Annotated in this window: 16 protein-coding genes and 1 CRISPR repeat array; all 16 genes read right to left on the bottom strand. The window is 64.1% G+C overall.

The genetic code is table 11. The annotated features are described in order from the left end of the window. Position 1 precedes the first annotated feature (1 nt). Positions 2-1,108, bottom strand: a complete 1,107-nt coding sequence (locus tag FK256_RS03870) for an EpsG family protein (protein ID WP_141423781.1) — start codon at positions 1,106-1,108, stop codon at positions 2-4. A gap of 9 nt (positions 1,109-1,117) precedes the next feature. Next, a complete protein-coding gene (locus FK256_RS03865) occupies positions 1,118-2,161 on the bottom strand; it encodes a glycosyltransferase (RefSeq protein WP_244936123.1) in 1,044 nt (347 codons plus the stop codon). 172 nt (positions 2,162-2,333) lie between these two features. Further along, on the bottom strand, positions 2,334-3,092 hold the full coding sequence (locus FK256_RS03860; RefSeq protein ID WP_141423779.1) for a glycosyltransferase family 2 protein: 759 nt from the start codon (positions 3,090-3,092) through the stop codon (positions 2,334-2,336). A 47-nt stretch (positions 3,093-3,139) separates the two neighbouring features. Beyond that, positions 3,140-3,775: a sugar transferase gene (locus FK256_RS03855; RefSeq protein ID WP_244936122.1), complete on the bottom strand. Its 636-nt coding sequence runs from the start codon at positions 3,773-3,775 to the stop codon at positions 3,140-3,142. 50 nt (positions 3,776-3,825) lie between these two features. Then, on the bottom strand, positions 3,826-5,034 hold the full coding sequence (locus FK256_RS03850; RefSeq protein WP_141423778.1) for a DegT/DnrJ/EryC1/StrS family aminotransferase: 1,209 nt from the start codon (positions 5,032-5,034) through the stop codon (positions 3,826-3,828). Beyond that, positions 5,034-6,992 (bottom strand): polysaccharide biosynthesis protein, encoded by a 1,959-nt coding sequence (locus tag FK256_RS03845; RefSeq protein ID WP_244936121.1) that lies wholly within the window; start codon positions 6,990-6,992, stop codon positions 5,034-5,036. Before FK256_RS03845 ends, FK256_RS03850 begins: the two co-directional genes overlap by 1 nt. 787 nt (positions 6,993-7,779) lie before the next feature. Further along, positions 7,780-8,913, bottom strand: coding sequence for a tyrosine-protein kinase domain-containing protein (locus tag FK256_RS03840; RefSeq protein WP_244936120.1), 1,134 nt, complete (start codon positions 8,911-8,913; stop codon positions 7,780-7,782). 454 nt (positions 8,914-9,367) lie between these two features. Further along, a complete protein-coding gene (locus FK256_RS03835) occupies positions 9,368-10,135 on the bottom strand; it encodes an ATP-grasp fold amidoligase family protein (protein WP_244936119.1) in 768 nt (255 codons plus the stop codon). Between the two features lie 623 nt (positions 10,136-10,758). Beyond that, a CRISPR array of direct repeats spans positions 10,759-11,093; the repeat unit is 28 nt; unit sequence GGATCATCCCCGCTCGCGCGGGGTTTAC. 56 nt (positions 11,094-11,149) lie between these two features. Next, positions 11,150-11,494 carry a type I-E CRISPR-associated endoribonuclease Cas2e gene (cas2e, locus tag FK256_RS03830; RefSeq protein WP_244936141.1) on the bottom strand — a complete coding sequence of 115 codons (345 nt, stop codon included), beginning with the start codon at positions 11,492-11,494 and terminating at the stop codon, positions 11,150-11,152. A 41-nt stretch (positions 11,495-11,535) separates the two neighbouring features. Next, positions 11,536-12,474, bottom strand: a complete 939-nt coding sequence (gene cas1e / locus FK256_RS03825) for a type I-E CRISPR-associated endonuclease Cas1e (protein ID WP_141423774.1) — start codon at positions 12,472-12,474, stop codon at positions 11,536-11,538. 2 nt (positions 12,475-12,476) lie between these two features. Next, entirely contained in the window at positions 12,477-13,163 is a 687-nt protein-coding gene (gene cas6e / locus FK256_RS03820) for a type I-E CRISPR-associated protein Cas6/Cse3/CasE (RefSeq protein WP_021604910.1), read from the bottom strand. Continuing rightward, positions 13,154-13,870, bottom strand: coding sequence for a type I-E CRISPR-associated protein Cas5/CasD (gene cas5e, locus FK256_RS03815; RefSeq protein WP_141423773.1), 717 nt, complete (start codon positions 13,868-13,870; stop codon positions 13,154-13,156). Before cas5e ends, cas6e begins: the two co-directional genes overlap by 10 nt. Continuing rightward, the gene (cas7e, locus tag FK256_RS03810) at positions 13,870-14,997 is read right to left on the bottom strand and encodes a type I-E CRISPR-associated protein Cas7/Cse4/CasC (protein ID WP_141423772.1); all 1,128 of its coding nucleotides are present in this window, start codon (positions 14,995-14,997) and stop codon (positions 13,870-13,872) included. The genes cas5e and cas7e overlap by 1 nt, the downstream gene beginning before the upstream one ends. 2 nt (positions 14,998-14,999) lie before the next feature. Further along, on the bottom strand, positions 15,000-15,728 hold the full coding sequence (casB, locus tag FK256_RS03805) for a type I-E CRISPR-associated protein Cse2/CasB (protein WP_141423771.1): 729 nt from the start codon (positions 15,726-15,728) through the stop codon (positions 15,000-15,002). Next, positions 15,725-17,392, bottom strand: a complete 1,668-nt coding sequence (casA, locus tag FK256_RS03800; protein WP_021604906.1) for a type I-E CRISPR-associated protein Cse1/CasA — start codon at positions 17,390-17,392, stop codon at positions 15,725-15,727. The genes casB and casA overlap by 4 nt, the downstream gene beginning before the upstream one ends. Beyond that, positions 17,389-20,340, bottom strand: a complete 2,952-nt coding sequence (cas3, locus tag FK256_RS03795; protein ID WP_141423770.1) for a CRISPR-associated helicase Cas3' — start codon at positions 20,338-20,340, stop codon at positions 17,389-17,391. The genes casA and cas3 overlap by 4 nt, the downstream gene beginning before the upstream one ends. Positions 20,341-20,767: the final 427 nt, after the last annotated feature.

The raw sequence follows: 20,767 nt of genomic DNA, 5'->3' as shown, positions 1-20,767 counted from the left end.
ATCACGGGATCCCTTTCTCAAAGACGGTTCGGTAGGGGAACAGGTGGTACCAGTTGGGGCGGTACAGGAAGAAGATCGTGGTAGCCGCGAAGGCGATGACGACGAGCAGGGCGCTGACGTAGGAGCGTTCAGGTCTCCGGCCCCGCACGGCGATATTCGCCAGGCCGACGACGAAGGGCAGGGTCAGGTACATCTCCAGGCGGTCGACCAGGTTGAACCCAAGTGACACCGTCACCATGGCGATGTCTGCGACGGCGAGCGCCAGAAGGTTGCGGGTGCGTCCGGAAGGATCAGCATCCACCGCAGCGTTCCAGCCACAGGTCGCAGCCAGAAGCATGATGAGGATGCGCACAGCGATAAGGAGAACGGTTGCCGACCGCACACCGCCATCGGCGTAGTCGGTGTTGAGGTAGTGACCGTAGTAGGCGGAGGACGCCGCGAGGGAGTTCATCACCCAGCTGAGTGAGAACATGCTGGCACCGATGAGCGTTCCCCACTTGAGCCAGTCCCCGAAGGTGCTCAGTCTCATGACTGGTACGAGGTAGACGATGAGCAGCAGCACAGCGCTCGTGTGGAATTGGGTTGCGAGCGCGATGAGTAGGACATAGCGCAGCAGCCTGCGCTCCATGAGCGCGGGGACGGCCAGCAGGAAGATCGCCACCGCGACGCCCTGCCGGACGAAGAGCATGAAGTCGTAGAAGACGGACATGCCGAAGGCGAAGAGCACCGCCAGGGAGTAGTTGGCGGCATACCGCTTGACGAAGAGCAACGCCGAACCGTAGACAAACACTGAGATGATGAGCAGCAGGACGTTGAAGCTCTGCGTGATGTGACTGACCAGGTAGTTCAGCAGAACGTAGCCGTACTCGAAGCGGCTGACGGTGAAGGCCTCCTGGAGGGAATTACTCGCCTTGATCTCCTCGAAGACACGGTGGTACTCGATCGTGTCGTTGCCGACGCTGACGGCTCGCAACGAGGAGAAGGCCACAAAGGCCACGAAGGCCATCCCTAGGAGGGCGGGCGAGCCGCGCCGGCCGACGTTGCCCGGTAGTCCCATTAGGGCTGCGGGCAGAAGGAGCGCGGCGAACAGCGCGAAGTGGATCCACATGCTCCCGCGTCACCGTTCCGCCAGGGCCCGGTACCGGTGTGCGAGCTGGTCGGCCTCGCGGGTGATATCGAAGCCCGCGGTGCTTGTCATCGCCGCACCCTGCGCCCTGAAGCTCAGGTCTTTGCCCCGCTCGAGGGCCTGGCTGACCTGGTGAGCCCACTGGCGCGCCGATGTCTCGAGCGGGAGGAATGTGGCCTCCCCGATCGAGACCTCGTCGGTCACCTCCTTAGAGCACACAAGTGGGAGTCCCGCGCACTGGGCCTCGACTCCTACCATCGGCAGACCTTCGTAAAGGGAAGGCAGGAGGAACATGTCCATGGCCTGGTAAAGGGCGGCAACGTCCTTCCTGTCCCCCAAGAACAGGACGCGATCGGCCAGACCGCGCTCGGCCACAATCCCCTCGACGCCCGGTCGCAGTGGCCCATCGCCGACGAGCATGAGGCGGACCTCGGGTCTCAAACGCGCCAGTTCGGTGTAGACGTCAATGAGGAAGCGGTGGTTCTTCTGCTCACTGAAGCGACCAACGTGGCCGACAACCGGTGCGTCATCCAGTCCCAGCTGGGCTCGCACATCCGTACGTACCGGCTCCTTGAACCGGTAGGTCTCGACATCGATCGCGTTGGGCAGTTCCTCGTAGCCGCGACGACCGAAGAGGAAATCGCCGGCCGCCCGAGAGCAGGCCAGGCGCACGTCGGAGTAGGCACCAATGTTGCGGCAGACCAGCCAGTTGCGCGCGCTCCGCAGACGGGAGTCGGAGTAGGCCGTCGCATGGGAGTGCACAGCGAAGGAGCGAACCCCGTGGCGATGCGCTACCGGATAGAGGAAGCGCGTCAGGGCGGGGTCGTGCAGGTGCGCAACGGGGTACTGACCCGCGTGCTGCTCCAGCAGCTGTCCCAGTGCCGAGCGGATCCGCCCGATCCTGCCGTGGCCGTTCATAACGTAGCAGCGTCCGCCCAGTGACTCGATCTCCGCACGGTGGGTCTCATCAGGTGTTGCGTAACAGAAGAAGTCGAAGACGATCTGGGAGCGGTCCACGTGCCTGAAGTAATTCATGAGCACGCTCATAACTCCAGAGCGTCGAGAAATAGATGAGTTGATCTGCAGGATTCTCAGGGGCCCGTCCCCGGAGTTCTGTGGGGTTGATAACTGTTCCTGGCTCACTGACAGTCTCCCTCCATTGACCCCGGCGCGGCCGGGGCACTGTTTGTTCTGCTAACGCTTTTCCTCATTTCACTTTGAGGGTCTTGATGAGGACCCACACGCCGATATGGAAGACGGAACGAGGGACGCTGAGATGCTCAATATCGCGGTAGAGCGTCCAGTGGTACTTGATCAGGCTTCGTTTGTTCGCTGACACCGACCTCGAGCGAAGCCGGTACCTCATGAGGACGACCGGCATGCCCCAGATATAGCGCTCGGTGCGGAGCATGCGCAGCCACAGAGCGTCGTCATTGCGCTTCCTGATATTGGGCACCTCGAACTTCCCCAGGCGCGCCACGTCATACATGACCGTCGAATTCCCCACCGGGCAGTCCAGGAGCAGACGGTTGTAGCTGGTCCTGGCCGGGCTGCGCACGATCTTTCCGGTGGGCGTGCCCTGCTCGTCGATCTGAGCGTAAGCCGTGCAAGACATGGCGATGCCGCGCGAGGTCATGAAGTCGATCTGGCGCCTGAGCTTGTCGGGGTGCCACAGGTCGTCGGAGTCGAGGAAGGCCATGTACCGCCCCCGGGCCAGTTCCATCGCCCGGTTACGAGCCATGGCGGCTCCGCTGTTGGTCTCCAGGCGCACGTACCGGATTCGGGGGTCGCCCTCGGCCAGGGCCCCCACGACCTCGGCGGTATCGTCGGTCGAGCAGTCGTCGACCACGAGCAGCTCCCAGTTGGGATGCGTCTGTTCCTGGACCGTGGCGATAGTCTCGGCGATGAAGGCGCCGCAGTTGTACGTCGGCATGATGATGGACACCAGCTGAGGGTCTGTTGTCATCGCTGTTCCTTTGTCATCGCTGTTCCTTCTTGTCGTGGCTTTGCGTCTCACCTGGCAACCGCCAGCACCGTCCGGCAGGCGAGCCGCAGATCGCGTCCGATGCTGAAGTCCTGGACGTCGCGCAGATTGAGACGCATCTTGGCGGGCAGGACCTGCGTGAGATACGCGTCCTGACCCGGCGGAGCGGCCGCCAGGATCTGGGCTTCGTCCTTGAACTCGATGGAGGCCGTGGAGGTGACCCCTGCCGGCAGCAGCAGCGTGGCCCGCATACGCGGGGCGTACTGGCGGACGTACTCGGGCACCTCCGGCCTGGTCCCCACGAAGGTCATGGTTCCGCGCAGGATGTCGATGAGCTGGCCGATCTCGTCGAGTCGGTACCGGCGTAGGACGGCACCGACCCGCGTGACCCGCGGATCGTCCCCCCGGGTGATCTGGTCTCCCGGGTCGGCCGGCCGGTGCGTCATGGTGCGGAACTTGACGATCCGGAACTCGCGCCCGAACTGGGTGACTCGCAGCTGGCGGAAGAACACGGGACCGGGCGAGTCCAACTTGATGAGGGCCGCCAGGATGACGAATAGCCAACCGAGCAGCATGATGAGGACCACCGCTCCGACGACGTCGAGCAGGCGCTTGAGCCGAAGCTGCACTCCGCGCCGAGACAGAGCCTCGTAGTAGGGACGCACCTCCTCCGTCTGTAGAGAGGCAGGCAGGGCCTCCCAGGGCGGCATTCTCATCATCGGCCCACCGCCGCGAGCGCATTGAGGGTGCAGTCGATGACGTAGTCGACCTGCTCGTCGCTCAAGGAGGTGTGCAGAGGCAGACTCACCTCGTTGGCGTACAGGTCGAAGGCTCGCGGGAAGTCCTCGATGGCGAAGCCGAGGTCCCGGTAGGCGGTGAGCATGGGCAGAGGCTTGTAGTGGACGTTGCAGGCCACATCCGCGCGCGCCATGTGCTCGATGAACTCGTTGCGCCCGTCCTCACCAAGGTCCGGCAGGTTCGCCAGGTAGAGATGCCCGGAGGAAACGGTCTCGTTCTCGTAGTGCCGCAGCGATGTCATACCCGCCGGAGCCAGGGCCTGGTCGTAGCGGGTGATGATCTGGCGCCTGCGCGCCAGCATGGAGTCGTAGCGGGACATCTGGGCCATGCCGATGGCAGCGCACACATCCGTCATGTTGCACTTGTAGGCGGGGCTGACCACGTCGTACTCCCAGGCCCCCAGGCGGGTCTTGGCCAGGGCGTCCTTGCTCTGCCCGTGCAGGGACAGCAGCATGTACTGGCGGTAGAGCTCCTCGTCCAGCCCCAGGTCCGGTCTCCAGGTGACGGCTCCCCCCTCCGCGGTGGTCAGGTTCTTCACGGCGTGGAAGCTGAACGTTGTGAAGTCGGCGGCGCTGCCCGACGACGTGCCGTCGCGCCGGGCGCCGAAGCTGTGGGCGCCGTCGGCCACCAGAGCGATACGGCCCAGCGCCTCCTGGATCGGACCGGTGGGTGCGAAGAGATGACGTTGGCTGTCAACGACTTCGCGCAGCGCCGTGTAGTCGCACATGCGCCCGCCGATGTCGACCGGGATGACGGCCTTGGTCCGTGGCGTGAGCGCCTCCGCCAGGACATCGGGGTCCAGCCCGTAGCCGCCGTCAGCCTGTCCGGCGTCGACCAGGACCGGGGTGGCTCCCACGTGCACGACGGGCGAGGCAGAGGCCGTGTAGGTGTAGGCGGGAATGATCACCTCGTCGCCAGGGCCAATGCCCAGCACGCGCAGGGTCAGTTCCAGTGAAGCGGTCGCGGAGTTGAGGCAGGCGGCTCGGGTGGTGCCGCAGCGCTCCGCAACCTGTTTCTCCAGGCTCTTGGTCCGCGGCCCCGTGGTGATCCAGCCGGATCGCAGCGCGGCCTCCACCTCTTGGCACTCGGCATCGGTAATGTCCGGGGGTGAGAACTCGACGCGCATCAGCCGGCCTTCCTCATTGTTGACGACGCACTCGTGCCGTGATCGAAATTCGGGTGGTAGGTGGGAACCGCGTGGGCCAGCTCCTGCTTGATCTGGTCGTTACCCTGAAGAAGGCAGGCCGTCAGCCGGGCGATCTTCTCCTCCACGTCCTGGATCGTCGGCGGCGGCGCCGTGGAGACGAGGATCGACTTGTTCGCGGTGGGATGCAGGTCCTCGTTGTGCATCTGCAGTTCCTCGTAGAGCTTCTCGCCCGGTCGCAGCCCGGTGAACGCCACCTCGACATCTCGTCCGACCCGCAGGCCTGAGAGCTTGATGAGGTTGACGGCCAGGTCGTAGATCCGCACGGGCTGTCCCATCTCCAGGATGAAGATCTCTCCGGCATGGGCCATGGAGCCGGCGGTAATGACCAGCTGGGCCGCTTCGGGGATCGTCATGAAGTAGCGGGTGATGTCCGGATGGGTGACGGTCAGCGGTCCGCCCGAGCGCAGCTGTCGCCTGAATAGCGGGATGACGGAACCGTGACTGCCGAGCACGTTGCCGAACCGCACGGCGGCGAAGATGGTCGTGCGACTGGTGCGGGCCAGAGCCTGGACCTCCAGCTCGCACAACCGCTTGGTGGCACCCATCACATTAGTCGGATTCACGGCCTTGTCGGTGGAGACCAGGATGAAGTGGCTGCATCCGAACTCCTCCGCCAGACGGCACGTCATCCAGGTGCCCAGTACGTTGTTCTCCACTGCCTCGCGGGCGTTGTCCTCCATGAGGGGGACGTGCTTGTGTGCCGCGGCGTGGAAAACGACCTTCGGCCGATACCGTTCGAAGCAGTCGCGGACGACTTGCTCATTCGTCACCGAGCCGATGACGACCGAGAGGGTGACTCCAAGCTCGGCGACTCTGGGCTGCATCTCATGGAACAGCTCGTAAGCCGTGTTCTCGTAAATGTCGAAGATGACGATCCGGCGGGGTCGGGCCTCGATGAGTTGGCGGACCAGTTCGGAGCCGATCGAGCCGCCGCCGCCGGTGACCAGGACGACCTGCCCGCGCACATATCCCATGCTCGTGGTGTCGAAGGCGACCTCGTCGCGTGAGAGTAGCTCGGAGATTTCCACGTCCCGCAGCGCGATCTTGCCATCGTGCTGCTGGGCCAAGTCCCGCACGTTCGGCAGGGTGAGAATCCGCAGCCCCGTCGTCAGGCAGATGGCCAGGATGCGCTTGCGCTGGGAGGCCAGTGCCGAGGGGCAGGCCAGCACGATCTGCTCAGCCCTGCATTGCTCAGCAATTCGAGGCAGGTCGTCGCATGCCCCGTATACCTTGACGCCGTGGACGTGGCGACCGTGCTTGGTCACGTCGTCATCGACCAGGGCCACCGGCTCGCCGCACATGTCCTCATCTCCCAGGCGCATGCGATTGATGGTCAACGACCCGGTTTGCCCGGCCCCGACGATGAGTGTGCGAGGGCGGGCGTCTTGCGCGCCTGATCGAGCGCTGCGCTGCACCTGGCTGTTCCACAGCGCTCGGGCTGCCAGGCGCGTCCCCGCTGTCATGATGGCGAGCAGCGCCCAGGCCATGACGTAGGAGCGCACGGACAGCCCGCCGTCGAAGGCCGAAGAGAAGAGCAGGTCTCCGCAGACCGAGCCGACGACTGTCGCGTAGAGGATCCGTAGAGCCTCCGTCATCGAGGCGTAGCGCCAGAGGCTGTTGTACATCTTGAAGGTGGCGAAGACGCCCACGTTGACCACCGCCAGTACGCCCACGGCCAGCAGACCGCCGGTCGCACCGGTGGCTGTGGCCCACTTCGTGGTCCCCCACGCTGCGCAGTACAAGGCCAGGTAGGTGGCCAGGACGTCAACGATCATGAGGACGATGGGCTCGACCCGGCACACGGGTGGGCTCACCCACGCCGGAACATGGGCGGGAGATGGAGGCGGCAAGGAGCCGACCTCTGACGAGGCGCTCATGACATCTGTCGCCCCTCGCCCCCCGGGAGTCGTTACGAGTAACTGCCCAAAGCCGGGCTCCCGGTTCTCAGCGCTCTTCGGCGACCGGCTCTCGACAGAATACGAGTCGTCACGTGTCTTAGCCATGGATTTTCTCGCTCCCTTGAACCGTCTGACGGGCATGGGACACACCGCCGACGAGCAAAGAACTCTGATCAAGTGATCGGCACTGGCGGGAGCGACAGATTTCAGATGTCATCAGGGTTTCAATCTACGGACGAGCGAACAGTGCTAACTGATTCGCTGGACGGATTCGGGGATATCGCTGCTGTTACTGACACAGGCAACAACAACTCGAGAACATGGCGACTAGCACATCTTCAGTCACCATGAACATTTACCGTTTCTATTCGGCTCATTCCTAATCTAACACCCAGAACCACCGATTGGAAGATTCGGAGGAGATTTTGCTGCAATCGTCGTTTATCGACACATTCAGGGCCACACTGTGGGGTGAAATCACATATCGGACTCGCGTGAATGCTTGAAGCAACAAGATTTGACGTCAGACAAGCCCGAGAACATACATAACTAGGGCAATCATTCAACCCCAGACATATTCATAAATGCTCTCCGATGATGTCGTCGTCTTACTTTCGATGCAATGTCTCAGGATTTGCGAAAGCTTCTCACGTCACGACATCTGAGGTGGAGCCGGGATAGAATTCCCGGAGGTACCGCTGGCCGGCAGGACCATCGCGGACTCACTTCCTCCATCCAGACGTCGTCCGCGTCACGAGCGAAGCGGCTAGACAGCCGCAATCTCAGGGCGGACGACGTTGCCCCGCACGCCCTTGTGCTTACCCCCGGGCTCGGATACATCGTTGAGCACCACTCCAAGCGTTCGGCCACCTCCCTGCTCCACAGCGAGAGCCGCCTCCCGCAAATCCTCCGCACTCGTGCGCCCGGCACGCGCAACGAGAATGACTCCTCCGGCATAAGTCGCCAGGACCACCCCATCGGTGAAGCGCAGGACGGGCGGGGCATCAACGATCACAAGGTGATCCGATGCCAGTCGTCGCAGCAGATCGCGCATCATGGGAGCGCCCAACAGTTCAGAGGGATTCGCGGGCGTATTGCCTGCCGGCAGGAGCTCCAGGCCCGCTACGGGGCCTTTGACCAGGGCGTCCTCAAGGCGAGCCGAGCCCGACAGAACGTCTGCGAGCCCCGGCCCCTCCTGGAGTCCGACCGCGCTCGGCGAGCGCAGATCGCCTTCAACCAGGGCAACCCGATGGCCGGACAGGGCCAGTACTCGCGCCAGGCTGGCAGCCGTCACCGAGGTTCGCTCCTGAGGGCCAGCCGAGGTGACGACCAGGACTCTCCTGTCGCCCTGCGACAACGCGTGGAGCACGTTGGTGCGGGCGGCACGCAGCTGCTCCTCCATCTTGATCTCCGCCCCTCGGCTCAACCACCGTAGTGAGGGAACCCGCGGCAGCGCACCGAGCAATGGCACCGACAGAGCCTCACGAACCTCTTCAGGCTCCTTGAGACTCTTGTCAAGCAGCTCCTGTATAAGGATCCGCGCATACCCCAGGACGAGCCCAGCCAACAGCCCCACTGCTACACAGGTCGCCAGTGCGGGCGAGCGAGTCGCACTCACCAGCTCGGCAGAGGACAGAAGGACGATCTCCACGGGAGACTCATCCCCCTCCACCTCCTTGACCTCAACACCGGCCTGCCGGACCACCTCATCAGCCACGACCTGGGCCTGGTGTGACGAGGAGGCACTAGCGGAGACCTGCACCGACACCGTCTCGGGGGTCCGGGCGGCAGACACCGAAGAGGCCAGTTCCTCAGGCGTGACATCCAGCTTGAGGGAATCCACGACGCGCCGGGCGACGGCTGCCGAGGTGAAGACGGGGACCATGGCGTCGGCCTTCATGCTGGCGAGCTGCTCCGCACTGTAATGAGACAGCGCATTCTCTGCTGGATCTCCTGCCACCTTGACATGCAGGTAGGCCTGGGCCGTCGCTGTATACGAACTCGGCGAGGCAAAAGCGAACACCATTGAGGCCAGCACGCACGCGACAATCACTAGAGCGAGAGAGCCGATGCGTCGACGGGTCAGATGAAGAAGGTCCTCGAGGGTCATTTAGGTATCACCAGTAATGATCAGAGCTGACAGGAAAGGGCTATCGCCGACATGGGAACTCGACGAAGAAGCACCTGAATTAATGTGATGGATAGTAACACACAAGAGGCTGAGACACGCAAGCGTCCGGCCGGTATAATGAGGAGACGCTCATTGCATCGACGGAACCTTGAAGAATTCTCATCATCTGATCAATCGATTTTCGTAGATAATCTACAGATGATCCATCTCCTCTCTTACACCGTCACAGCATGACCCCTTTGAAGGACTTCTTCTCCGGAAGGATGATGCGATCCCCGAAAACACGGTTATAACAAGAAGGAGCAAAGTCCGACAGTCCATCCGCGTCCGTGAAGGTGATCTCACCGAAGTAGATGTTTCCGTCCACCTCGTAGAAGTCGATGCGCGCACAGGCGAACCCCTTTCCGAGCTCGCAGGCCAGGGAGCGCATGGTCTCCAGGCCGTTCGGCGGCGGGACATCCGGGGCGCGGTCAGCTTCACACGTGTACTCAAAGGGAGCTCGGGTCCAGTCTGGAAGATAGGTGCCCCGCAGCGCACGGCCCGGAAGCCTGTCCACGGTGAAGACGAACTGGATGACGCCGTCGAACACCATGAACTTGTAGTCCCGCAGCCTCCCCGTATCGTCGCGCAGGAAGGGCTCGCACACGATGCGCGGTTCGCAGTACTCGTAATGCAGCTCGAAGCCGCCCTTCATCGCCTGACGCAGACCAAGCCATTCCCGCAGCCGCCGACGAGCCCAGTCCTCATCGAGGGCGCTCTTGTCGGGTACGAGGATGTTCCATCCTGAGCCGTGTGTGGCCTTGAGGACGAAGCTGTCCGGCAGGGAGTCGAAGTCGATCTCGTCGGGAGAGTCCCACACGCCCAGCAGCGGAACAAGGTACTTCTCCCCCACCGTGTCGGCGACCCACTGACGAACCAGGTACTTGTCTGCCAGGCGTCCCTTGAGCGGGGTGGAGTCGTAGAGCTTGAGCCAGTGGATCTTCTCTGTCATGGTGCGCGGATCCTCTAGACGGCAGGGCCGGCACTTGAACAGCCAGTACCAGCGTTTGAGCGCGGAACGGTACCGGGGCGGTGACATCCGGCAGTTGTGCCGGTAGATCGTTCGCTTCAGCCAGTTCTGAACCGGTGGGGAGAAGATGGCCTCTGCGGCCCTTCTGACACTCATCGTCCTAACTCCTCAAGTCAGGCGGCCGACACAAGCCCCATCCAGGGAGGGGACCGCGCGCAGAGCGACTCGAACCACCTTGTCGAGGGTCCGGCGCGTGACGGCTAGGGATATTGGAAAGACGGCCCCGCGGGGACGGGAGGCGCCGTTGCTCGACCTTGCCCTGGTGTCGAACAGCGGCATTAGTTTGCCCTATCCCAGATATATTCGTAAAGCAACCGCCTTGGCGTGTCCTAGTCAGGTGCAAGCAACCTCCCCACGAAACGGCCTCGTCTCTGGGGCAGCGGAGTGCGAGCGCCCGTTGCGTTGATCTGCCAGTACATCGACCGGCACAAGGAGCGCTTCGGGGCCTGGCCGATCTGCCGGGTCCTGTCCGACTCCGGCACCAAGATCGCCCCGGCCACCGCGCTACACCACACTACGGGGCACTACCCACCGGGGCGTTCGAGGGATCATCCCCGCTCGCGCGGGGTTTACCCGACAGCCCGGCGGCGGTCATCTGCGCGATCAGGATCATCCCCGCTCGCGCGGGGTTTACACAATACCTGCTGGTGCGCGTAATGTTGGGCTGGGATCATCCCCGCTCGCGCGGGGTTTACGCATTGACGACGTCATCGTCGACCGGTGGGGTGGGATCATCCCCGCTCGCGCGGGGTTTACTGTAGAAATTTCTCGTACGGAGAGTACGGAACGGGATCATCCCCGCTCGCGCGGGGTTTACGCCGCTCAGGGGCGCTGTGAGCGTCTCTGAGCGGCGGATCATCCCCGCTCGCGCGGGGTTTACACTTGCGGATCCCTGGAATCCCAACGATGAGCCATGCTACCAGACCGCGTTTACCTTCAGTGCCAACCTAGAGCCCGCTCCGCCGAGTTCCGGTAGCGCCGTCGTCTTGCGGCGATCGACCATGACTCCTTCGGAGGCTTAACGGCACCGGGAATCGCCTGCGTTCCCCCGATCTGCCGGTACGGGCTGCGCATAACAAGACACCCCTCGATGTCGACAGGTTCACGCTCATGCCCCAGGGAGGCGACCGCGAACCGCTGCTCAGATCGCACCGACCAGATCAACAGCGCCCGCCCCTCCCCGATGTATGTGCGGACCAGTTCCCACAGCTGCTCTCGCACTCGAGCTGAGAGATGCCCGACGAAGATCCCGGGAGAGACCTCAAGCAGCCAGCGGGTCATGGATCCCCGCAACGAGGCGGGGGCTGCCGACAGGATCAGAACTACCATCCACCTGCATCCTCTCCGGCGTAGTTCGCTCCACCGGCTACAGCACGCTGCTGGTAGTCCCACAGGGAGACTACGTTGATGCTCATATCCTCCAGATCCTCAACCTCGAGCAGGCGGTAGATGTCCTTGACCGTCCGCTCTATGACCTTGAGCTCGAAGACCTTGTCCCGAACGCGCCGCCGCGTGGTCCCGGTGAGGTCCTCCATCCCCTCGGAGACGACGTCGAAGGCGATAGGTATTGTCGTCTCCGCCTTGTACAAGTCCGCGACGTCGTACACGAAGGACCGGTCGTGCCCGGTGTGGACGAAGCCAAGACCCGGAGAACAGCCCAGGGAGACGATCACCCCGTGGACGACGCCGTACAGAGCCGCGTGCGCAGCTGAAAGCGCCTGGTTGATCGGATCCGACGCCTCGAAGTCATCGGGACGGTAGTCGCGTCGGGCCCAGGGGACCCCGGTACGTCTGGAGTTGTCTCGATACACCTCACGAACCCTGGCCCCCTCCCGCCCCCTGAGCTGCTGCATGGTGAGCCCGTCAACATCCTCGCCGCTGAAGCGCATGCAGTACATCTCGCGGGCCACCCGCAGCCGCTTCTGGGGAGAGGAGACCCTTGCCGCTTGCTCCACCAACAGTCGGGTGGAGGTAGCCAGGGAGCGGCCGTGCGCGTAGTAGCGCACACCGCGTTCACCGACCCAGACCGCCGTCGTCCCGCACTCACCGAGCAGGCTCATCGCCTGGTGACTGACCGACGTTCCCGGGCCAAGGAGGACGGCGACCAGCGAGGCAGCAGGGACGCGGATGGTGCCCTGGTCGTTGCGCGCGGTCAGGGCACCATCCTCTCGATGCACCACGCAGTGCTCCAGGTAGAGGAAGGACATCCGGTCCTGGACACGGGGCAGCGCCGTTACCGGAACCGACAGCATTCTGACCATGATCAAACCTGCTGCACCCGGGCGAGCGTCATGAGCCCACAGCCGTAGGCCTTGGATTTGCCGATCCCGGTGACGAGCGCACGGCACAGGGACTCAGGATCAGTGATACGCATAACCCCCTCGTAGACGGTGCGGTTGATAGTCACGCGGTCGTATCCCCCACCCCCTGGTCGTCGCCGGCTGAAAACGGGGCGCTCCCGGTGCGCGACCAAGACAGCCTCGTCAGTTCCCTCACCATCAGCATGGTCCACGGGCATGAGTTCGAAGCCGAGTCGTGGGGTGCGTTCAATGAGCCACTGCCGCTGCTGTTCAACGGTGACGTGCCCGTACCGCTGTCCGCGCACTCCCGGTCCCTTCGAGGTCGAGTAGGACGGGTTCGCCGCAAGGCGGAAGGCCCACAGCTGCCCGGCATCCAACGAGGCGAGGAACGGCGAGTAGTCCAGGGTCCGCGCCTGGGTGCCGGCAGCCCCCGCCTCCGCGACGAGCTGAGAGCAGTCAGGCTCCAACGGCGAGAGTATGTACAGCGCCGTCGTCACACCCCGGTCAACCCGCCACAGGACGCGTCCGGGTCCGTTCCCTTCATGACCGCCGGTGGCGCCCATGACGACGGCGTGCATGACCTGGGGCGAACCCAGATACTTGCGCGCGAGGCGGCGCTCCGGGGCCAGATCGATCTTCGTCAGAAACACTGGTTCGCCTCCTCCAGCACAAGCATGGGATCGTGAGTGTCTGTTTTACGAGTGCTCACCCGTGTCATGAGCCGTTCAACCTGGCGAAAGTCGTAGTCGCGGCGTCGAGGATCGAAGGAGGCCGGTACATCACGACTGCCACAGGCCGTGCCCCGCTCCCCTACGGGTACGGCCTCCTGGTCGACAAGCAGCTCCGCGTCGAAGACATGGCTGCGATGCCGCTTCTGGAACCATGGTGAGGCGAGCCAGGGCTCTGCCCGAAGCGCATCGAGCAGCGCCGCCTCCCGAAGGCCCAAAGACACCGGTGGCGTCGGCGGGCATGAGCGCCTGCCGAGATACAGAGGGAAGGCCGGATGGTGAAGCGCCTCGTCAATGCCCTCCAGGAGGGGGCGATTGCCTTCGATACCTGCGAGGAAAACGGCATCGGCGAGGTAGTACCGGTTCGACAGGGGCATGGAGTCCTTGCCGTCAAGGGTGCGCGCCGTGTGGAAGTCCCTGATGACCCGACCGGGCTGGTCCTTGCGCACCCCGAACCGCAGGGACAGGAGATCCTCGATCGGGTCCGTCCGGCGACGGCCGACAGCGGCCGCCAGCATGCCGATGATGCCGCTCTTGGTCGGCTCGAGCTCGGTGGAGCGGACGGTGAAGCGAGATTTCACCCCCCAGGCCTGCAAAGGTCCTGCGAGTCGCAGGAGGAGGACGGTCATCAGACCCGCTCCTCACGGCACACTCGGGGATCCACGACCTGACGGACCCGTCCGGGCAGGTCGGCGAAGGGCACACGCTCACCGAGCGAGGAGACGGCGTCGGAGTCCTTGAGGGCGACGACGAAGCTGCTCAGCGGCCTTAACCCGTAGTTCTTCTCAATCGTCTCGGCATACCGGGCCAGTTCGCCCACCGACCGGTCGGCGTAACCGGTGCCGGAGGCCTCCGGCACCGGTTTCTCGAAGGCACCGACGAGGGAGATGGGCTGGTCGTCGCGTATGGAGATGACGATGGTCTCCGGCAGGGTCCGGTTGGCGAACGTGTTCTGCTTGCCGGTGGGCATGGACAGGCAGAAGCCCTTGATGAAGACCTCTAGCGCCCGCAGCGCAGCGCCGCCGTCCCCGAGGTTTTCGACCAGCATGTCAAGATTGACGGTGGCATAGCGGTACATGGTGGCCGAGGAGAACTCGACCGTGCCCATCATGCCGGCGCCGGCGTCCTCCTCCTCGGAGCGGTTCTTCTCATCGTCGACGGCGGTGAAGAAGTCGTACTCGTTCTCGGCGGCGTGCGTGGAGATGGCGTGGGCCACCTGGCAGGCGGCGTCGACATTGAGATCGGTGTCGTCAGCAACCATGCGTCCGAAGAGCGCGATGTCGACGGCGTGCTCCTCCTTGAAGATCTTCTTGACTGCCTTGGCGTCGAGTGTCTCGCCGCTGCGGGTCGAGGCGATGGCCAAATCGGCCAGGCGCGCGATCTGGCTGGTGGACAGGAACAGGAGGTATCCGGATTCCTGAGGCCCATCTTTCTTGCCGCGCGGAGGTGAGAGCTTGATCTTGGCAGCCTTGAACACTCCCTCGGCGAGCGCGGCGGCGTTCTCCGCAAGTTCAGGCGCATCCTTCGCAATCGTCGAGGCCAGCACCTCGATGACTCGCTTCGTGCGTACGCCGACGTCATCGGCATCCAGCAGATCATTGAAGTACAGGCGCGCGGCTCGTTTCCAGGACTGGCTGGAGACCCGCAGACGCCGGACACCACCGTAAACAGCAGATTTGGGTGAGCCCGAGTCGTCCCGGTTGACGCAGGAGGGCGGAAGGTTCTGGATGATGTGAATATCGATGTAGGTGCTCATTGTCAGTTCTCCGGGGTTGGCGCGGTTGTCGTTGAGTTGGTCGCAGATGCCGGGGTGGCATCGTCGGAAGAGGCTAGGGATTCGGCAGATAGGAACTGGTACTCCCGTGACCAGGTCAGACGAACCTTTCTGGCTCCGCCCGGTTGTTGGAAGTGGAGGATGTCGTCTGCGAGCATGGCGTGATCCAAAGAGATGCTCCGGGCTCGGAGTAGCGAGATGAAGCCCCGCAGGTGGTGGCGTAGCTCGGTGACGGTCGTCGAGGTGACCAGGGCGTTGAAGCGCGCTCGGGCCGAAGGGTTCTCGTCGTCAGGTGGACCGATCAGGCTGCGGGCGGCATGGCCGAGCCCTCTTCCGGGCACGAACATAGGTTCGGTCCGTGACTGCTGGTGCACGGCATAGAGCGTCATGGCGGTATGGACGGCAATCTCCTCCCACGTTGGGGAGTCTCCCGCATAGTCGGGAACGTGGACGCTAGTGAGCGCCCAGATCTCGGGGAGCTCTCCGGGAGGTCTGTTCGCGCCCTTGCGCAGAGCGGCCAGCTCGCCGCGTGCTCGAGCCTCATTGCGCCGATAGCGGGCTTGCAGGCCCTCCTGCCTCTTCGTTCCGCCAATGCGCTGGTCGACGAGGCGACCGGCATTCTCCTCCAGCCGCGGACGGTAGGGCCGCTGGCTCACTCCGGGCGGTAGTGCATCCGCGGGGTTGGCGTGTGTACTGGTATCCGACACAGTCATGCCGGTGTCCTTTCTTCATTCTTATTGTTCTCAGCGGTGCTGTCTTGCTGCGCAGGTGCCGGTACGGCCACGTTCAGAGCACGGCGGAAGAAGAACAACGCCTTGCCGACGTCCATCCGTCCCTTTCCCTCTCCACGCCCGGCGAAGGCGGTATCAGGCGCGGCGGATGCCAGCGCCTCCTGCTGCTCCCATGCCTCGGAGCGCAGCAGCCTGCGCCACTGTTCGCGTGCCCTGACCGGGTCCGCTGCGTCGAGGGATGCGAGCCATCGGGGGAAACGCTCATCAATGACCTGGTAGAAGGCGGCACTGGCATGCTCGCGCGCAGCCGACGCCGTATCCGGGCTCCCACCGCGAGCACGATCCAGGTTCCCGGCCAGGTTCCGCAGTGCGGAGGCGGCATGCTCCGTCTCCTCCATAGCGTCGTGCACAACGGCGAGCAGTCGCGTGTTCTCGGGGTCGAGTAGGCCAGCAGGCAGGGAGAGGACGTCGTCAACGAGCTCGGTGACGACCGCCTCCTGGGCTCCGTACTCAATGCCGACGGCACGTAAAGGAATGAGGCCGCCTGCAGGCACGATTCTGCGGCGCATGAGCTCCTGATAGAAGGAGACGACACCGGGAGAACGGTATCGTGTCACTTCCCCTGCACCTTTTACCGTAACCTTCGGACTCAGCTGAGCCACGACGGTTGACAGGCCCCGCCAGAATGCTCTGTCCGTCGGCAACTTACGCGGCATGTAGACGGGCGTTTTGAACTTCTTGGTCTGGGGTTCGGAGAAGCGCCATGCGGTCATCGGTTCCACCAGATACCGGTTCTGAGGTGTTGCCTTGTCTCCATTGCCGAGGAAAAGACCGGTGACTCCCGCATCATCGCCGTGCAGCAGCACGCGGCGCGTCTGCCACGTATAGCAGGAAACAGGTCCCGTAGGTTCCAGGTCATGGGAACCCGCCGGACCGTCATTCTCGTGCTCCCACGGAGCGAGATCCTGTTCCGGATCGACGTCAACCAGATCAGGGAGGTCCTCGCAGACGGCAGTGTTGAGGAGCAGCGTCCGCTCCAGGCTTTCGCCCGTCACGGTCACGGTGCCGATCTGCCCTGTCCACCCGGGGCCGATTGGATACCCCTTTCCCCCTTTGACCCAAGGGTCGCCGACGGCTCCGGTGCGAATGCCGGACGGGTCGAAGGCGTGAACGTGAACCAGCCATCTGGCCGCCTCCGCCCAGCCGATGGATTCCAGTCCTTGAGCAATACGAGTCGTGAAGAAGGGATTTCCGTTGGGGACATCCACGATGAGGGACTCCAGCCCCGAGGTCTTGCCCGATGCTGCGTGGATACCCGCAACCTGGAAGAAGGGACGGTCCGGGTCGCGCAGGTCGAAGCGCTCCCGGTAGCGCTCGAGGTAGGCACTGGCGTCCCGCCCCAGGCGCTCGGGCTCCTCCCAGTACTCCCTCCAGGTGTCCAGGTCCTCCGGCCCATCCATGGCGCGGTGGCAGATGGCCAGCAGCAGGCGCAGGATGGCCACGTCCTGGCTGGCGATTTCGCCGTGGATCCCGGCGATGTCCGTCGCCTCCCGGAACAGGGTGAGGAGGGAGACCTCGTCGGGAGCGCCGTCGAGCCTGGTCACCCGGATCCAGGGCTCGTCGAGAAGATTGAAACGCTGCGTCATTCTGATTGGACCTCCTTGAGTCCGGTGGATGGGGAGTACTCGAGTACGGTGTCGGCCAGTTGCGCCCGGCCCTCATCCAGGAGAAGGAACAGCTGTCCTCGGAGCTGCGGATCATCCTGCCAAGCGGGCACGACGCATTTCTCCAGCTCATCGATGACCTGGTCAATCCGGTGCGGATTGCTCAGGCGCGGAGGCAGCCTCACGGCGGACAAGGCCATGGCGCGGGCGATCTTCTTGTCCGGGGCGCGGTCTGTGGGGATCATGGCTCCTGGAGCCTCCGGTGCGGATGGCAGGGTGCGCAGCTCCTCCTGGCCGCCTACCCGGCGCAGGTCCAGGAGGATGACCTCGAGGGAGTCCTCGCCGTCGCGGACCTGGGCGCGTCCCCTCTCCTCGTTGTCGGAGGCCGTCACGTGCAGCCAGCCGATCAGGGAGGCACTCTTCCCTCTCCGCTCGGGCTCATTCAGAAGAAAACCCTGAGCGGCCTCATGCTTCGCACGGTTGCTCGTCGCGTATGTCTCCCGAGCTCGGTCGACGGCTTCCTTCCACGACGGCGGCACTGGGGCATCGGGACCGTAGACGGCCTCGATGAGGTCGTGGACATCGTCGGGAACCGTGACGATGCCGGAGCCGTCGATCACCCGGTCCAGTGCGGCCGCGCTCATGAGCATGTCCTGCTCGCCGTAGATCGCCTTGGCCCCCGGTTCCAACGAGGGCTCGGGGGACGACGTCGACGGCAGGCAGTCGATGTAGCAGGCGGGCTCGGCAAGTCGGGGCGGCCGCCGCCGCTGGTGACGGTGCAGGCGTCCCATACGCTGGAGAACCAGGTCGATGGGAGCGAGGTCAGTGACGAGCAGGTCGAAATCGACGTCGAGGGACTGCTCGACGACCTGGGTGGCGACGACGATGGCTCTGCTCGGGCGCTTTCCAGCCTTGCGCGGAGGGCCGAAGCGGTTGAGAAGATCCTTGTCCTTGGCGAGCCGGTCGCCGATCGTGAACCGGGCGTGGTTGAGACTGACGTCCTCGCCGAAGTGCTCGCGCAGCCGCTCATAGGTCTCCTGGGCGCGCCGCACCGTATTGCGGACCACCAACGCGCAGCCGCCATCGACGAGGCCCTCCTCCAAGAGCGGGATCAGAGCATCCTTCGTAAGCCGTCTGATCCGCACTGTGCTGCGTCGTCCCGACGCGGTCGGGACGACCTCGATGCGATCTTCACCAGCAGTGACCAGGCAGGGGAAGGGAGTGTGCACGTTCTCGGGGGCGGGACGACGGTGGACACGCTCCCCCACTGCCAGGCGCAGGCCCCGTCGGTAGGCGTCGACCATGGCCGAGCAGCGGGCCTCGGACAGTGTGGCCGACAGGAGCACCACCGGAACCCCGTAGGCTGCGAGCCAGGTCAGGACCCGGTCCAGGTAGACGTTCATGTACGTGGAGTAGGAGTGCACCTCGTCGACGATGACGACCTTGCGGGACAGTCCCAGGTGTCGCATGGCCAGATGCGGGGAACGCATTGCCCCGAACAGCAGGTGGTCCACGGTGGTGACGACGAAGTCCGACAGCATCGACTTCTTGCGCCCACTGAACCAGGCCAGGATCGCCAGGTCGGCTCTGCGGCCGTCCTCGGAGTCTGCGGCACGGCCCGTTCGAGCCTCCTCCTCATCCCATCCGATCCCGATAGGGCGTGGGGTCTCGCCGGTCGAGTCGTCGAGCGATCCGAGGAGCCGGTCGCGGATCTCGTAACCGCGGCGTCGCAGAAGCTGGGCCTCCTTGTTGAGTCGAGACCGTCCGTGCAGGAGCTGAGCGGCGAACTCCGACGGCGCTCCCTCGTCGGCGTAGGCCTGCTCAATACTCTCCAGCCAGTCGAGCTCGCGAGAGAACATGGCGTCTGTCGTCGCCTGGGTGGGTAGGGCGAAGAGGATTCCGGAGCGGCGAGTGCGGGCGGCGAGCACCTCGGCGGCCATAAGGGCCGCCTCGGTCTTCCCTCCTCCCGCGGACTCCTGGACGATGAGCATGCCCGGCAGGCCCATGGAGCGGGCGGCCTGGAGTGTGCGCACCTGGACGTCGGTGGCGCGGGCATCGTCGGGCAGGTTGAAACGGCTGGTGAGCAGGCAGCCGGGAGCGGTGCCCTCGTCGCAGGGACGCCATGGCGCGGGGATCTCCAGACGCGACAGGCCGGTGGCCACACGAAGGGTATGGGCGTCGGGCGCGAGCAGGCGCGCACCATCGTCCTGGAGGGGCAGCAGCGGGAAATAGGCTTCGGTCGAGGCGATCCAGTCCGAGACGATGAGCAGCCCCGAGAGCTCCACAAGGAAGGGCTGGGACCATCGGTGGCGCGCCCAGTGAGGAAGAAGAGCCGCGGCGCCGGTGCGTCGTGTGACGAGTTCGAGGAGCTCGCGGCGGGTCGCGCTCCACGTCTCATCCTCGCCGAGGAGGTGCTCATGCCCGTAGTAGTCGGTGGTGAGAGCCGCCGTCGTGGGCGGGATGCCATGATGGGCGCCGACGACGGAGGCGAGGGCCTCGGCGGGTTCAAGGTCCCAACCGTGCCCGTCCATAAGCCAGTTCTCCAGGATCAAGTGCCCAGCCAGGGCGTGCGGTACCTTGCGCCGTTCGAGAGGATCCACCGGCTCGTGGATCAGCCCTGCCTCCTTCATGCGGTCGTCCAGTCCCGGGACCTGGACGGAGAAGGCCGGGGTGCACTTGCCGATGTCGTGCACACCGGCGATCCAGGAGGCGAGCAGACAGAACTCTTCCACCGGGGTCAGTCCTGAGTCGGAGTCCTCGAACTCGCGCTCAATGAGTTCGCAGACGGTGGGCGCCAGCCAGCGTCTGGCGAGGTGCTCGGCCACCGCAGCGGCGTCGAGCAGATGCAGCCAGAGGGGGAGCCAGTGGCGATTCTCGGGGTTGTAGCCGAATTTGGCCCACGCGGATCGGGCTTGCTCCGAGAGCGTCACAAGGGTCTCTTTCGTTGGAGGGGGGAGCCGAATGGGATACCGGATGGACCTCGACACTGAGGTCCGTCCGCGGGGGAAATCTGGAGTGTTTCAGCGGAAACTGTGTGCTGCCGCTCAGCAGTAACAGCCCGTCCCAGAAACAGTTCAGTTTTTCAATCACATGGGTCTCAGGGGCCGAGTTTCCACGGCTGATAATAGCACTCGAATCGCTCATCATGAGACCTGGAGCACAGGGGGAATACTGATGCCCGTCCCTATGCAGAAAGTTGTTGAGGCTCCTTCAACCGGAGATGATGATTCGGTGCCGCACCCTTTCACGTGTTCCATCGCGATACAAGCCGAGAATCCTGGTGGCTGGACATACCTGTGGGGCCGGCAGACCACTTCATGCGGTCTGCCGGCCCCATAGGTGCTCAGGCCCGTGTCT

Source organism: Actinomyces johnsonii, from assembly GCF_006546835.1.
GTDB classification, from domain to species: domain Bacteria; phylum Actinomycetota; class Actinomycetes; order Actinomycetales; family Actinomycetaceae; genus Actinomyces; species Actinomyces johnsonii.
Note: the sequence above shows the minus strand (reverse complement) of the source record. Positions and strands in the feature narration are given on the sequence as shown.